The organism is Tsukamurella serpentis, assembly GCF_054780975.1.
On the sequence record NZ_BAAGVH010000001.1, the window covers coordinates 456573 to 470512 of the forward strand.

General features: G+C 68.5%; 13 protein-coding genes. 11 read left to right on the forward strand and 2 right to left on the reverse strand.

Annotation, left to right across the window (positions count from 1 at the left end; all coding sequences use genetic code 11):
* The first annotated feature begins 39 nt into the window (after positions 1 to 39).
* From ACYVHG_RS02160 to ACYVHG_RS02200, 9 genes are all read left to right on the forward strand, one after another.
* Positions 40 to 1602 (forward strand): sodium-dependent transporter, encoded by a 1563-nt coding sequence (locus ACYVHG_RS02160; protein ID WP_461165776.1) that lies wholly within the window; start codon positions 40 to 42, stop codon positions 1600 to 1602.
* Positions 1599 to 1712 (forward strand): methionine/alanine import family NSS transporter small subunit, encoded by a 114-nt coding sequence (locus ACYVHG_RS02165; protein WP_461165777.1) that lies wholly within the window; start codon positions 1599 to 1601, stop codon positions 1710 to 1712. Before ACYVHG_RS02160 ends, ACYVHG_RS02165 begins: the two co-directional genes overlap by 4 nt.
* 29 nt (positions 1713 to 1741) lie before the next feature.
* Positions 1742 to 3100: a Pup--protein ligase gene (gene pafA, locus ACYVHG_RS02170; RefSeq protein WP_461165778.1), complete on the forward strand. Its 1359-nt coding sequence runs from the start codon at positions 1742 to 1744 to the stop codon at positions 3098 to 3100.
* Between the two features lie 33 nt (positions 3101 to 3133).
* Positions 3134 to 4102 carry a helix-turn-helix transcriptional regulator gene (locus ACYVHG_RS02175; RefSeq protein ID WP_461165779.1) on the forward strand — a complete coding sequence of 323 codons (969 nt, stop codon included), beginning with the start codon at positions 3134 to 3136 and terminating at the stop codon, positions 4100 to 4102.
* Positions 4099 to 5079, forward strand: coding sequence for a helix-turn-helix transcriptional regulator (locus ACYVHG_RS02180; protein WP_461165780.1), 981 nt, complete (start codon positions 4099 to 4101; stop codon positions 5077 to 5079). Before ACYVHG_RS02175 ends, ACYVHG_RS02180 begins: the two co-directional genes overlap by 4 nt.
* Before the next feature lie 95 nt (positions 5080 to 5174).
* Entirely contained in the window at positions 5175 to 5426 is a 252-nt protein-coding gene (gene tatA / locus ACYVHG_RS02185; RefSeq protein WP_461165781.1) for a Sec-independent protein translocase subunit TatA, read from the forward strand.
* Positions 5427 to 5444: 18 nt separating this feature from the next.
* Positions 5445 to 6458 (forward strand): twin-arginine translocase subunit TatC, encoded by a 1014-nt coding sequence (tatC, locus tag ACYVHG_RS02190; protein ID WP_461165782.1) that lies wholly within the window; start codon positions 5445 to 5447, stop codon positions 6456 to 6458.
* Positions 6445 to 9204 carry a DEAD/DEAH box helicase gene (locus ACYVHG_RS02195; protein WP_461165783.1) on the forward strand — a complete coding sequence of 920 codons (2760 nt, stop codon included), beginning with the start codon at positions 6445 to 6447 and terminating at the stop codon, positions 9202 to 9204. Before tatC ends, ACYVHG_RS02195 begins: the two co-directional genes overlap by 14 nt.
* Before the next feature lie 72 nt (positions 9205 to 9276).
* On the forward strand, positions 9277 to 9945 hold the full coding sequence (locus ACYVHG_RS02200; protein WP_461165784.1) for a DUF4333 domain-containing protein: 669 nt from the start codon (positions 9277 to 9279) through the stop codon (positions 9943 to 9945).
* A gap of 6 nt (positions 9946 to 9951) precedes the next feature.
* Here the strand turns inward: ACYVHG_RS02200 and ACYVHG_RS02205 are convergent, their stop codons facing one another.
* Positions 9952 to 10872, reverse strand: coding sequence for a 5'-3' exonuclease (locus tag ACYVHG_RS02205; RefSeq protein ID WP_461165854.1), 921 nt, complete (start codon positions 10870 to 10872; stop codon positions 9952 to 9954).
* Between the two features lie 49 nt (positions 10873 to 10921).
* Here ACYVHG_RS02205 and ACYVHG_RS02210 point away from each other — a divergent pair, with 49 nt between their 5' ends.
* Together ACYVHG_RS02210 and ACYVHG_RS02215 are read left to right on the forward strand one after the other, a co-directional pair.
* Positions 10922 to 12043, forward strand: coding sequence for a M24 family metallopeptidase (locus ACYVHG_RS02210; RefSeq protein WP_461165785.1), 1122 nt, complete (start codon positions 10922 to 10924; stop codon positions 12041 to 12043).
* A 43-nt stretch (positions 12044 to 12086) separates the two neighbouring features.
* The gene (locus ACYVHG_RS02215) at positions 12087 to 13529 is read left to right on the forward strand and encodes a sugar porter family MFS transporter (protein WP_461165786.1); all 1443 of its coding nucleotides are present in this window, start codon (positions 12087 to 12089) and stop codon (positions 13527 to 13529) included.
* Here ACYVHG_RS02215 and ACYVHG_RS02220 read toward each other — a convergent pair.
* On the reverse strand, positions 13526 to 13915 hold the full coding sequence (locus ACYVHG_RS02220) for a PPOX class F420-dependent oxidoreductase (RefSeq protein ID WP_461165787.1): 390 nt from the start codon (positions 13913 to 13915) through the stop codon (positions 13526 to 13528). The two genes, ACYVHG_RS02215 and ACYVHG_RS02220, sit on opposite strands and share 4 nt — an antisense overlap.
* Between the last annotated feature and the right edge of the window lie 25 nt (positions 13916 to 13940).

The following is a 13940-nucleotide window of genomic DNA, read 5'->3' on the forward strand; positions in this document are numbered from 1 at the left end:
CACCAGCAGCAGTTGACCGAGTGACACAGGGAGGTTCAAGTGACCGAGGCGACGATCGATCGCCCGCGAGAGCAATGGGGAACGCGAGCGGGTTTCCTGCTCGCCGCGATCGGCTCGGCGGTGGGACTCGGCAACATCTGGCGGTTCCCCAAGGAGGCCTACGACAACGGCGGCGGCGCCTTCATGGTGCCCTACCTGATCGCCCTGCTGTCCGCGGGCATTCCCCTGCTGATCTTCGAGTACGCGGTGGGACACCGGGCCCGCGCCTCGGCGCCGCGAGCGATGCGCCGCCTGGGGCGTCCGGCCGCCTTCGTCGGCTGGTGGCAGGTCGGCATCTGTTTCTTCATCGCCACCTACTACGCGGTGATCCTGGCCTGGGCGGTGCGGTACGTCGGCTTCTCCCTGGACAAGTCGTGGGGCAGCGACCCAGCCTCGTTCTTCCAGAAGGACTTCCTCCAGGTCGCCGACGCCCCGGCCATCCTGGGCGCCTTCGTGCCCGGTGTGCTGTGGCCACTGGTCGGCATCTGGGTAGTGGCCCTAGTGGTGCTGGCGCTGGGCGTCAAACGCGGAATCGAATTGGCGAACAAGGTCTTCATCCCGCTGCTGCTCATCCTGTTCGGGATCCTGGTGGTGCGCGCACTGCTGTTGCCCGGCGCCGCTGAGGGCCTCAACGCCCTGTTCACGCCGGACTGGTCCGCCATCACCGACGGCAAGGTGTGGCGCTCGGCCTACGGCCAGATCTTCTTCTCCTTGTCCGTGGGCTTCGGCATCATGGTGACCTATTCGTCGTACCTCAAGCGCAAGGCCGACCTCACCGGATCCGCCCTGGTCGCCGGCTTCGCCAACAGTGCCTTCGAGATCCTCGCCGGTATCGGCGTGTTCGCCACCCTCGGGTTCATGGCGCTGCAGGCCCAGGTGCCGATCGATGAAGTCGTCAAGGGCGGTACCGGGCTGGCGTTCATCGCCTTCCCGCAGATCATCTCCGAGCTCAGCGGCGGATCCTCGCTGTTCGGCGTCCTGTTCTTCGGCTCCCTCCTGTTGGCCGGTGTCACCTCGCTGATCAGCATCGTCGAGGTGATCGTCGCCGCGGTGCAGGACCGCACCGGCCTCGGCCGGGTCCCTGCGGTGCTGGCCGTCGGCGGAGCGACCGCGGCGGTCTCGATCGCCTTCTTCCCGACCGAGAACGGTCTGTACATCCTCGACGCGGTCGATCACTTCATCAACGCCTACGGCATCGTGCTGGCCGCGCTCGCCGCGCTCGTGATCGCCACCTACGTGCTGCGCATCCTGCCGCTGCTGCAGGGGCACGTTGACGCGGTGTCCAGCTTCCGGATCGGCAAGCTCTGGCTGGTGCTGCTCGGCGTCGTCACGCCGGCCATGCTCATCTGGATGAGCGTCGACAGCCTGCTCTCCGAGTTCAAGGAGAACTACAGCGGCTACTCCACGGACTTCCTCCTGGCCGCCGGCTGGGGCGTCGCGGGTGCGGCGCTGCTGTTCGGTGTGGGGATGTCCTTGATCCCGGGTCGCCGCGGCCGTGATGAGGCCGGCCCGGACTCGCCCGGCCCCGACGCAGAACCGAACTCTCAGGAGGTAACAGCATGAGCGGTGCAGCCATCACGATGATGATCGTCACGATCGTGGTCGTCTGGGGCGGCCTGGCGGCCGCGGTGATCAACTTCCGCCGACACCCGGAACTCGACGGCGACGACTGACCGGCGCGCTCTGAGGGTATGTTCGAAACGTGCAGCGCCGAATCATGGGCATCGAGACCGAGTTCGGGGTCACGTGTACCTTCCACGGACACCGTCGCCTGAGCCCCGATGAGATCGCCCGGTACCTGTTCCGTCGTGTGGTGTCGTGGGGGCGCAGCTCGAACGTCTTCCTGCAGAACGGCGCGCGCCTGTACCTCGACGTCGGCAGCCACCCCGAGTACGCCACTGCCGAATGCGATTCCGTACTCCAGCTGCTGGCACACGACAAGGCCGGGGAACGGGTCCTCGAAGACCTCCTGCTCGACGCCGAGCAGCGCCTGCAGGACGAGGGCATCGGTGGCGACATCTACCTGTTCAAGAACAACACCGACTCAGCCGGGAACTCCTACGGCTGCCACGAGAACTACCTGGTCGGCCGGGTGGGGGAGTTCTCCCGGATCTCGGACGTCCTCCTGCCCTTCCTGGTGACCCGGCAGTTGATCTGCGGCGCGGGCAAGGTGCTGCTCACGCCCAAGCACGCCACCTACTGCCTGAGCCAGCGCGCCGAACACATCTGGGAGGGCGTCTCCAGCGCCACCACCCGCAGCCGGCCGATCATCAACACCCGCGACGAGCCGCACGCCGACGCCGAGAAGTACCGCCGGTTGCACGTGATCGTGGGCGATTCCAACATGTCCGAGACCACCACGATGCTCAAGACCGGCACCGCGACCCTGGTCCTGGAGATGATCGAGGCCGGAGTGCAGTTCCGGGACTTCTCGCTGGACAACCCGATCCGTGCGATCCGGGAGGTCAGCCACGACACCACCGGCCGGCACGAGGTGCGCCTGGCCGGCGGGAGGCAGGCGGGGGCGCTGGACATCCAGCGCGAGTACTACGCGAAGGCCGTCGAGTATCTGGCCACGCGGGAACCCGACGATCAGCTCACGCGGGTCGTCGACCTGTGGGGTCGCACGCTGGACGCGGTCGAATCGCAGGACTTCAGCGGCGTGGACACCGAGATCGACTGGGTGATCAAGCGCAAACTGTTCCAGCGGTACCTGGACAAGTACTCGATGGAACTGTCGGATCCGAAGATCGCTCAGCTCGATCTCGCGTACCACGACATCAAACGCGGACGCGGGGTGTTCGACCTGCTGCAGCGCCGCGGTCTCGCCGCCCGGATCACCACGGACGAGGAGATCGACGAGGCGGTCAAGACGCCCCCGCAGACCACCCGCGCCAAACTCCGGGGCGACTTCATCACCGCCGCACAGGCCGCCGGGCGGGACTTCACCGTCGACTGGGTGCACCTCAAGCTCAACGATCAGGCGCAGCGGACGGTGCTGTGCAAGGACCCGTTCCGCAATGTCGACGAACGAGTGGAGCGTCTGATCGCGTCGATGTGAGCGATTCGTGCGGATAGAACGTAAGATCGACGCGTGGCGACTTCCCGAATCGAACGGCTCACCAACCTGGTGATCTGCCTGCTGTCCACCCGATTCCCGGTGGACCGGGACTACATCCGGGCGAACGTGGCGGGCTACGACAAGGACTCCGACGACGACGCCTTCGAGCGGATGTTCGAGCGCGATAAGGCGGACCTGCGGGACCTCGGCGTGCCGATCGAGGTGGCGCCGATCTCCCGGATCAACTCCGCCACCGGCTACCGGATCGCCTTCGACGAGTACGCCCTCGGCGATATCGATCTCGACCCGGAGGAGGCCACCGCGGTCGCCGTCGCGGGTGCGATGTGGCAATCGCCGGAGCTGTCCGCAGCGGCCCAGGCCGCGGTGCAGAAACTCCGTGCCGGCGGCCTCGACGTCGACGGTCCCGGCGCCGGTGCCGGGCCGGGTATGGCGCCCGATCGCGGCGCCGAAGGGGCACTGCTGGCGATACTGGAGGGCATCGACCGGCGGCGGCAGGTCAGTTTCGAGCACCGCGCCAACCCGGCGCAGCCCTACCTGGCCCGCACTCTGCACCCGTGGGGTGTGGTCACCTTCCGCGGCAGCACCTACGCCGTGGGGCACGACGTCGCCCGTGACGCGGTTCGCACGTTCAAACTCAGTCGAGTCCGCGGCGGCGCGGTCACCTCCCGGCCCGCCACCGTCCGGCCGCCCGACGGCTTCGACCTGCATGCGCACGTGGTGGCCACCGTCGCCGAACGCGACCCGGTGGGGACCGCCCGGCTGTGGGTGGCCCGGGGCAGGGGAGACGGTCTGCGCCGGCTCGCCTCCGCGCAGACCGAGGCCCGGTTCCGGGACCGGGACGGCGCCGAACTGACGGTGGAGGTGCGCTCCGTGGACGGGCTGGCCCGGGAGATCACCGGCCTCGGACCGGACGCCGTGGTGTACGAGCCGCCGCAATTGCGCGAGGCCGTGATCGATCGGCTGAAGGCGCTGGCCGGATGAGCACGCAGTCCAAGCAGCCCACCCGGCAGATGCAGCGCCTGGCCCGATGGCTCAACGTGATCCCGTACTTCCGCTCGCACCCGGACGCCGATCTCGACCGCGCCGCCGCCGACCTCGGCGTCACGGTCGCGCAGCTGCGTAAGGACATCACCGGACTGACCATGTGTGGTCTGCCGGGCATGTTCCCGGGTGACCTCATCGAGATCGATTACGACGAAGCCGGGGTGGACATCGGCTTCAGCGCCAAGATCGACCGCCCACTCAAACTCACCGGCCCGGAAGCCGCCTCCTTGTTGTTGGCGCTGCGGGCTCTGGCCGACTCGCCGGGCGTCGCCGACCCGGCCGCGGTGCTGCGCGCGATCGCGAAGCTCGAGGCCGCCGTCGCCGGCGCCGGCCGCGATACCGTCGCGTCCATCGACGGCGCCCCGGTCCAGGGGCAGCTCGCGGAGGTCGCGGGTACCGTCCGGGCGGCGGTGCGCGACGGCAGGGCGTTGCACCTGCGCTACTACTCGGCCAGCCGGGACGCCGCCTCCGATCGGGACGTCGATCCGATCTCCGTGGACGCCTTCGACGGGCACACCTACCTGCAGGCGTGGTGCCGGCGCAGTGAGGGGCTGCGGATGTTCCGGCTGGACCGGATCGACGAGGCACGGGTACTGGACCAGCCCGCATCCGTGCCGCAGAACGTGGCTCCGGCGTCCGGCCTGTTCGACGGTGCCGAGACCGGAGACCTGACCACGGCCACCGTGGAAGTGGGTCCGGGAGCGGCATGGGCGCTGGAATACCACCCGTTCGTGGTGGTCGACGAGCCGGTTCCGGCTCCCGGGGCGGTGGTCGCGACGATGCAGTACGCCAGCGAGGCGTGGATGGTGCGGTTCGTGCTCAGCTTCGGCGGAGACCTGACGGTGCTCGGTCCGGCCGCGCTCGCCGACGCGGTCGCACAGCGCGCCGCCGGTGGCCTCGCGAACTATTCATGAATCGGTCATGTCCGGGGACTGGTCACCGGGGTGGTTCAGGAGCCCGAGTCCGGTAGGCTCGATAGAGGCAATCGCAGAGTAAGTGAGGCATCACCATGGGGCTCACCCACAACATCTGGGCGTGGATCATCATCGCCGTCGTCCTGCTGATCCTGTTCGGCGGTAAGAAGCTGCCCGACGCTGCTCGTGGCCTCGGCCGCTCGATGCGGATCTTCAAGAGTGAGATGGACGAGATGAAGACAGAGGGCGAGAAGAAGCCCGCCGAGAAGCCGCAGGCACAGGTCACCGACCAGCCGATCGACGTCCAGACGGTGCAGCCGTCCGACGCCGATCACAAGACGGCCTGATCGCAGCCCGTCTCCTCAGTGAAGATACCGTTCGATCCGCGTCGCCGGCGGGCCGTCGTCAATCCCGACGGCACCATGTCGATCGTGGAGCACCTGTACGAGCTCCGCTCGCGGCTCCTGTGGTCGTTGTTGGCGATCGCGATCACCTCGGTCGTGGGCTTCTGGTGGTACAGCCACGGTCCGTTCGGCCTGCCGTCGACGGGCCACCTGCTGACCGGGCCGTACTGTGATCTGCCGGCCACCTCGCGCGCCGAGATCACCCGCGACGGCGAATGCCGCCTGCTCGCGACGGGCGTCTTCGACCAGTTCAACCTGCGCCTGAAGGTCGCCGTCGCCACCGGAGTACTGCTCGCCTGTCCGGCGTGGCTCTATCACATCTGGGCGTTCATCGTCCCGGCCCTGCACCGCAACGAGAAGCGCTACACCGCGACCTTCGTGACCCTGGCGGGCCTGCTGTTCGTCAGCGGTGCGGTGCTCGGCTACTTCATGATCACCAGCGCGTTCAGCTTCTTCCTCACCGTGGGTAACGAAACGCAGGTCACCGCCCTTCAGGGCCCCGAGTACTTCAGTTTCGTGCTCACCGTCATGGCGATCTTCGGCGTAAGTTTCGAGCTCCCCCTGTTCATCGTCGCGCTGAACCTGGTCGGGGTCCTGCCGTACACCAAGCTCACCAAGTGGCGCCGGGGCATGTTGCTGTCGATGTTCATCTTCTCCGCGGTGATCACCCCGTCGGGCGATCCGTTCACGATGCTCGCGCTGGGCGCAGCGCTGGCGGTGCTGCTGGAGATCTCCATCCAGTTCGCGCGCATCCACGACCGGATCAAGGCCAAACGCAAGGGCCTGGTCGAGGGCGACGTCTTCGACGGTGACCTCGACGACCAGACCGCCTCACCGACTCCGGCCGCGCCGCAGCCCGTCGGAGCGTCGTCGGCATCGTCGAACGGCGGTGTAGGCGTGCCCGCACCGATCGGGGCGCCGGACAAGCTGATGCGCACCTCGATTCCGCGTTCGGGGTTCGATGACGTCCTCTGAACTGGAGAGGTTCACCGCAGACCTCTCCTTCACCCTCGATCCGTTCCAGGTCGACGGGTGCCGCGCTCTCGAAGCGGGCAAAGGCGTTCTGGTCTGCGCCCCGACCGGCGCCGGTAAGACCGTGGTCGGGGAGTTCGCGGTGCATCTGGCTCTGGCCGGCGGCACCAAGTGCTTCTACACCACGCCGATCAAGGCGCTGTCGAACCAGAAGTTCTCCGAGCTCACGGCCCGGTACGGCGCGCACAACGTGGGCCTGCTGACCGGCGACACCTCGATCAACTCGTCCGCGCCGGTAGTGGTGATGACCACCGAGGTGCTGCGGAACATGCTGTACGCGAACTCGACGGCCCTCGACGGTCTCAGTCACGTGGTGATGGACGAGGTGCACTACCTCGCCGATCGGTTCCGCGGCGCGGTGTGGGAGGAGGTGATTCTGCACCTCCCACAGGAGGTACGCCTGGTCAGCCTCTCGGCGACGGTCTCCAACGCCGAGGAGTTCGGCGCCTGGATCGAGGAGGTGCGCGGTGACACCACCGTCGTCCTCGACGAGCACCGCCCGGTACCGCTGTGGCAGCACATGCTGGTGGGCCGGCGGTTGTTCGACCTGTTCGACACCAGGGCCCTCGGCACCGCCGGCGACGGTGCGAAGAACCTGGTGCTCGACGCCGACCTGGTGCGGTACGTCAAACAACGCGAGTCGCTCGACCGCAGCCGCGACCCCGGAATCGTCAGCCGCACCGGCCGCCGGGCCCGCGGTAACCGGCCTCAGGTGACCCGCCGCCCGATTCCGCGCCCGGACGTGATCGCCCTGCTCGACGCCGAGGGCCTGTTGCCCGCGATCACCTTCGTCTTCTCCCGCTCGGGCTGTGAGCAGGCCCTGTCGCAGTGCCTGCGCTCTCCGGTCGTGCTCACCACCGACGAGCAGTCGGGTGAGATCGACCGGATCATCGACAAGCACGTCGCCGAGTTCTCACCGGCGGATCTGGACCTGCTGGGGTATCAGGAGTGGCGTGCCGCGTTGCAGCGGGGTTTCGCGGCGCACCACGCCGGGATGCTCCCGGCCTTCCGGCACGCGGTGGAGGAACTGTTCGTCAAGGGGCTCGTCCGCGCGGTGTTCGCGACCGAGACGCTGGCGCTGGGGATCAACATGCCCGCCCGCACCGTCGTGCTGGAACGGCTGGTGAAGTACAACGGTGAGTCGCACGTCGAACTCACACCGGGGGAGTACACCCAACTCACCGGCCGTGCCGGCCGCCGCGGTATCGATGTCGAGGGTCATGCGGTGGTGCTGTGGCAGAGCGGCGTGCGCCCGCAGGAGGTGGCCGGGCTCGCAGGTGCCCGCACCTTCCCCCTGGTCAGTTCGTTCTCGCCCGGATACAACATGTCGATCAATCTCCTCGACCGGCTCGGCCGGGAGGGTGCCGAACGGCTGTTGGAGGCGAGCTTCGCGCAGTTCCAGGCCGACAAGTCCGTGGTCGGACTGGCGAAGCGGGTCGAACGCGGTGAGAAGGATCTCGCGGCGCTGCGCACCCAGATCGACGAAGCCGCCGGCGGAACCGACTACCTCGAATACGTGCGGGTCCGTGAGGAGATCCGATCCCGGGAACGGTCGCTGCGCCGAGAGCACCTGGCGGATCGGCGCGACGGTGTCCAGGCCGCGCTCGGTGAGCTGCGCCGGGGCGAGGTCATCGCGGTCACGGGCGGCCGTCGCCGCGGGTTGGCGCTGGTGGTGGAACCGTCCGGCGACCGCCGGGACCCGAAACCGATGGTGGTCACCGAGAGCGGCTGGTCCGGCCGGGTGGGCGCCTCCGACTTCGTCGGTGAGGTCAGCGTTCTCGGAACGCTCCGGGTGCCCAAGAACGCCGACTACCGATCCGGCCGAGGGAAGCGTGATCTGGCGTCGACGCTGCGCAACAGTCAGATCTGCGCACCTCGCCAGCAGGTGAAGGCGCCTCGGCCGGCCGCCACCGATACCAGACTGGCGGATCTGCGGGCCGAGCTGCGGGCGCACCCGGCACACACGGGCCGCCGCGCACCCGAGCTCGACCGTCTGGCCGAGCGGTACGCCCGGCTCGAGCGCGAGGTGCAGGCCTCGGCGGCGACGGTGCGCGCCACTACCTCGTCACTCGCGGTGACCTTCGAACGGATCGTGGCGTTGCTACGCGACCGCGGGTACCTGGCTTCGGCCCCCGGTTCGGCGTCGAGCGCCGAACTCGTGCTCACCGAGGCCGGGCATCGTCTGGCGCGGGTGTACAGCGAATCCGACCTGCTGGTGTGCGAGTGCATCGAAGACGGTGTCTTCGACGGCCTGGACCCGGCGGGACTGGCCGCGGTCGTCTCGACCATGGTCTTCGAATCCCGTGGTGAACGGGGCGGCGCGATCCTCACCGGAGAGAAGGTGCCGGGTGCGGTGCGGTCCGCGATCCGCGATGTCGCCGACCGGTGGACCGACATCGTCGCCGCCGAGGCCGCGCACCGGCTCGAACCGAGCCGGGAACCCGATATCGGTTTCGTGGCTCCGCTGCACCAGTGGGCCGGTGGCGGGACTCTGGCCGCGGTGCTGCTGGCCGCCGGTGAGCGCGGCCGCCCCCTGCCCGCCGGTGACTTCGTGCGATGGTGCCGTCAGGTGATCGACCTGCTGGATCAGATCAAACAGACCTCGTTCGAGACCGCACCGGCCCTGGCGACCGTGGCCACCGCGGCGATCGCGGCCGTGCGGCGCGGCGTCGTCGCGGAATCCGGCTGAGAATCGGGTATCTTGACTGCCAGGTGCACGGAGACGGCCGCCTGGGCGCGTCGGCAGGGGAGGATTTCACACGTGAGCAACCCGCAGGATCCGAACCAGTGGAGCCAGCAGGGCTGGCAGCAACCCCACGATAAGACGCAGATCGCACCTCAGTACGGCGGACAGCCGCCCTACACCCCCGGCGGTGACCCCAATCAGGGCGCAGCACAGCAGTGGCCCGGCCAGCAGCAGGGCCAGTGGCCCGGGCAGCAGCCGCAGGGGCAATCCCCGCAGGCTCCTTGGCCCGGAGCCCAGCAGGGGCAGTGGCCGGGGCAGCAACAGTACGGTCAGGACCAGTTCGGTGGTCAGCAGCAGTTCGGCGCGCAGCCCTACGGCCCGCAGTTCGGCCAGCAGCCCGCTCCCGGGGGTGCGCCGAAGAAGTCCAAGACCGGCCTGATCGTCGGTATCGCCGCGGCCGCGATCATCGCGATCGTGGTGATCGCGCTGATCATCGCCTTCGCCACCGGCCTCATCGGCGGCAAGAAGTTCGACAACGGCAAGGTCAACGAGGGCGTCACCAAGGTGCTCAAGGAGACCTACAACGAGGGTGACACCACCAACGTCTCGTGCAAGACCGACGGCGTGAAGGTCAAGGCCGGGGAGAGCTTCACCTGTGATGCCACCGTCGGCGGCAAGCAGAAGAAGGTGCAGGTCACGGTTGTCGACGACGAGGGCAAGTACCGCGTCGGCGCCCCGTCCTGATCCGGGTCAGGCCGCCAGCGCGGTGAGCAGTCGCTCCACCTGCGCGGTGATCCGCAGCTCCTCGGCCAGTTCGGCCAGTCGCTGCGGGTTCCGCGGAGCGCGCGGCATCCGGTCGTCGCCGGAGAGCTGCACGTCGGCGTCACGCCGCACCCACACCACATCCCACGCGGCGTCCAGGTAGTCCGACGAGGCGTTGATCGATGCGGCTGCGCGGGCCGGCAGCGGTGACGGCTGCTGCGCCGCCGCCTCGCGGATCGCGGCGAGCCCGCCGTACTGCAGGAGCAGCTTCGACGCGGTCTTCTCGCCGATCCCCGGAACACCCGGCAGCCCATCCGACGGGTCGCCGCGCAGCAGCGCGAGTTCGGCGTACGCGGCCCCGGCCCGCCCCGGCGGCAGCCCGTACTTCTGCGCGACCTCGACCGGTCCGAACATCTCCGCCTTCGCCAGGCCCCGGCCGATGTACAGGCAGCGCACTCCCGGTGCGGTGTCGTCGGCCACCTGCAGCAGATCACGATCACCGGACACCACGATCACCCGGTCCCGGCGCTCACGGGCCGCGAGGGTGCCGAGCACGTCGTCGGCTTCGAGGCCCTCCGCGCCGGCAGTGGCGATGCCCACCGCGTCGAGTACCTCCAGGATCATGTCCACCTGCGGCGACAGGGTGTCGGGCACTTCCTCGGCGCTGCCGTCGCCGTCCTCGGCCACCCGGTGCGTCTTGTACGTGGGCAGCAACTCCACCCGGAACGCCGGCCGCCAGTCCAGATCGAGACATGCCACCAGCCGGTCCGGACGGTGCGCGGTGATCAGCTGCGAGGTCATGTCCAGGAAGCCGCGCAGCGCGTTCACCGAGCGACCGTCGGCCGACCGGACCTTGTCCGGGATCGCGTAGAAGGCACGGAACCACAGGCCTGCGGAGTCGAGCAGCATCAGGGGGCGATCGTCGTTGGTCACCCCCGAATGGTGTCACAATCGAGCGATGACCCAGTTCCCATCCCAGGTGTACGCGAACCGTCTCACCGAAGCCCGTGCGCTCGCCCGAACGGCGGGTACCCCGTTGATCATCACGCCCGGCCCCGATCTGGCCTACCTCACCGGGATCGTCAGCCAGTCGTTCGAGCGGCTCACCGCGCTGGTGGTGAGCGAGAACGGCTTCGGACTGGTCCTACCGCGACTGGAACTGGCGATCCTGAACCACTCCGCGGTACCCGATCTCGGCACCGGCGGCGTCGAGGTGACGATCGCCGACTGGGTCGACGGTGACGATCCCTACGCCTCGGTGATGGATCTGCTCGGCACGCCCGCACCGTCGACGGTGGCGATCGACGATGCGATGCCCGCCCTGCACCTGGTGCCGCTGCTCGACCGTGGCCTTCGGGTCGCGCTGGCGACCGGCGTGCTGCGCCGGCTCCGGATGATCAAGGACGAGGCCGAGATCGCACAGTTGCGGGCGGCCGGCGCCGCGATCGACCGGGTGCACGCGCGGGTCCCGCAGATCCTGCGTGCCGGGCGCACCGAGCGGGAGGTCGCAGAGGAGATCTCCGCCGCCATCGTCGAGGAGGGGCACACCGAGGCGGCTTTCGTGATCGTCGGCTCCGGCCCGCACGGCGCCGATCCGCACCACGAAGTGTCCGACCGGATGATCGAGAGCGGTGACGTGGTGGTGGTGGACATCGGCGGCCCGCTTCCGTCCGGATACAACTCCGACTGCACCCGTACCTACTCGATCGGGGAACCGGCACCGGACGTCGCCGCGAAGTACGCCGAACTCGAACGGGCGCAGCAGGCGTCGGTGGATGCGGTCCGCCCCGGGGTGAGCGCGCAGTCGATCGACGCCGCCGGCCGGGAGGTGCTCGAATCCGCCGGTCTCGGTGAGTACTTCGTGCACCGTACCGGCCACGGGATCGGCCTGTCGGTGCACGAGGAGCCGTACATCGTGGCCGGAAACGACATTCCGGTCGAAGTGGGAATGGCGTTCTCGATCGAACCCGGGGTGTACGAGAAGGGCCGGTGGGGCGCACGGATCGAGGACATCGTGATCGTCACCGAGAACGGCTGCGAATCGGTGAACAACCGACCCCATGGTCTGACCATAGTGTGATCGTTTAGTCTTCGAGCTTCGTCACTCTCACTCGAAAGGCACCATGGCGCACGGCGGCGTAACTTCGACAGACGGCCCCTCGATCTACGACGAGGGGCCTGGCAACAGCCGTCGCGTCGTCCAGATCGCGACGGTGGCCGCGATGGGCGGACTGCTCTTCGGCTACGACAGCGCCGTCATCAACGGTGCCACGAAGGCCATCGAGGCGCGCTTCGACATCAACGGCTACGCGCTCGGTTTTGCGGTCGCGTCGGCACTGCTCGGTGCGGCGGCGGGTGCCATGACCGCGGGCCGGATCGCGGACCGCATCGGCCGCCTGCGGGTCATGCAGATCGCGGCGGTGCTGTTCTTCCTCAGCGCGGTCGGCTGCGCCTTCGCCACGCAGGCCTGGATCCTGATCCTGTTCCGCGTGGTCGGCGGGATCGGTCTGGGCGTCGCGTCGGTGATCGCCCCGGCGTACATCGCCGAGGTCTCCCCGGCCCGGATCCGGGGCCGGCTCGGCTCCCTGCAGCAGATGGCGATCGTGCTCGGGATCTTCCTCTCGCTGCTGGTGGACTGGCTGCTCGCCGCCCTGGCGGGCGGGGCCGCCAATGAGCTGTGGCTCGGTATGGAGGCCTGGCGCTGGATGTTCCTGGTGATGGCCGTGCCCTCGGTCGTCTACGGCATCGCTTCCACCACCATTCCGGAGTCGCCGCGTTACCTGGTCTCCCGGCATCGGATCTCCGAGGCCCGCACGGTGCTCGCGAAACTGCTCGGGGAGAAGAACCTGGACTTCACCGTCACCCGCATCCAGGACAGCCTGGCCGGTGAGGAGAAGCCGTCGTGGCGGGATCTGCGCGGTCCCGGCGGCGTGTACCCGATCGTGTGGGTGGGTCTGCTGCTGTCGGTGTTCCAGCAGGCCGTGGGCATCAACGTGATCTTCTACTACTCGAACATGCTGTGGCAGGCAGTGGGTTTCGAGGAGTCGCAGTCGAATCAGATCAGCGTGTTCACCTCGATCGTGAACGTGCTGGTGACCATCGTCGCGATCATGCTGGTCGACCGGATCGGGCGGCGGCCGCTGTTGCTGACCGGTTCACTGGGCATGGCGGTGACCCTGGCGACGATGGCGGCGTGCTTCAGCACCGCTGAGATCGTGGACGGCAAGCCCTCGCTGGACGGTTCGATCGGCGTGATCGCGTTGATCGCGGCGAACCTGTTCGTGATCTTCTTCGGCGTCAGCTGGGGTCCGGTGGTGTGGGTGCTGCTCGGCGAGATGTTCCCGAACCGGATGCGCGGAGCGGCGCTCTCGCTCGCGGCAGCGGCGCAGTGGGCCGCGAATTGGGCGATCACTGTGACCTTCCCGAAGATGGAGGGCAACCTGACAGTGGCCTACGGCATGTACGCGACCTTCGCTCTGCTGTCGCTGCTGTTCGTGTTCCGGCTGGTCCCCGAGACGAAGGGCCGCAGCCTCGAGGACATGGACGGCAACATCCCGGCGCGTTAACCGCGCAGGCCGGTCGACCCCATCACCCGGTCCACGGCGATCTCGATCACCACGCGTTTCGGGTTCTCCCGGGGCTGGCGGTACCGCACCGCGTACCGCGCTTCCGCATCCCGGACGGCCCCGGCATCGGTGATCACCCGCGCCGGGCCCTCCAGCGTGATCCAGCGGGCACCGTCGACCTGGGTCAGCGCGGCGTATCCGCGCCGCCCGGCGTTCCGCGCCTTCTGGCTGTCCCCGGACGTGATGACCCGCGCGATGGCGGTTTCCGGGTCGTAGGTGAACGCGATCGCCACGGTGTGCGGTGTTCCGTTCGCGCGCAGTGTGCTCAGGGTCGCCAGGTGTCGCTCGGTGAGGAAGTCGAGCGCTGCGGGGTTCAGGTGGGGCACCCGCCCAGGGTAGCGGGGCACTAGT